The following is a 798-nucleotide window of genomic DNA, read 5'->3' on the forward strand; positions in this document are numbered from 1 at the left end:
TGAACTTCTGAACAGAACCGCAGTCTGTTTTTTATATTCTCATGAAGTAGCTGAAGATTTTCTTTTTGTTTGAATATCTGATGGTATCAGTGGTTACGACACCTGCTATGGTATTGTCGTGTAATCGTCGGGAATAGCTGGGCATGCCCCTTCTTCAGGGCGTGGACGATACAGGCATGCCACAGTCAGACCATGGGATAATCCCCCCCGCACTGCGCCGGGTCGCCATGAATTTTACCATTCTTCTGGAGCCAGCTCTTCTCAACATCTACAGTACCGTTCAGTAAACCCTGCTCAAGATTTTAATGCCCTCATCAAACAGGAAATAATGGCTGATCTGTTGAGTAAATCGGATCGTTTTGGTCATCGCTATAATGGAAAAAATCACAGTCAATATGCCCTTTCAATTAGAAAATACACGTCAGGTGCTAAAAGACCGTTAAACCGGGCGGAACAGAGCCAGCTGATATGTATGCTGCAAAACTTTACCCCAACACGGAGCTGGAACTGGCGAAGCCTGACGACAACACTTCATTCATTTACGTCAGCGGGTGTTTTTACCCCTTATAAACCCATGCATGAGCGTGTTCAGCTGACTCAAGCTGCCTTATTGTCAACTCTGCTTGATGCAATAATATTTAACTGCAACCAAAAACCGGAAGCCCGGAATATTGATGCCCGGGGAATCGCCAACCTGCTGTGGGCGATGGCGAAACTGGTGGACAACGGGCAGAAGCAGACACCAGAGTTCAAAGAGGCCATGGCCGCCCTGTTGACTCACGTGAACCTACAGAAAGA

At 47.0% G+C, this 798-nt stretch carries 2 protein-coding genes; both read left to right on the forward strand.

The genetic code is table 11. The annotated features are described in order from the left end of the window. The first annotated feature begins 143 nt into the window (after positions 1-143). Entirely contained in the window at positions 144-287 is a 144-nt protein-coding gene (locus tag CX664_RS26725) for a hypothetical protein (protein WP_180966612.1), read from the forward strand. 41 nt (positions 288-328) lie between these two features. Next, the coding region (locus CX664_RS23620) for a hypothetical protein (protein ID WP_146000279.1) at positions 329-798 on the forward strand (470 nt) is incomplete at its 3' end.

This window comes from Endozoicomonas acroporae (assembly GCF_002864045.1).
Lineage (GTDB): Bacteria > Pseudomonadota > Gammaproteobacteria > Pseudomonadales > Endozoicomonadaceae > Endozoicomonas > Endozoicomonas acroporae.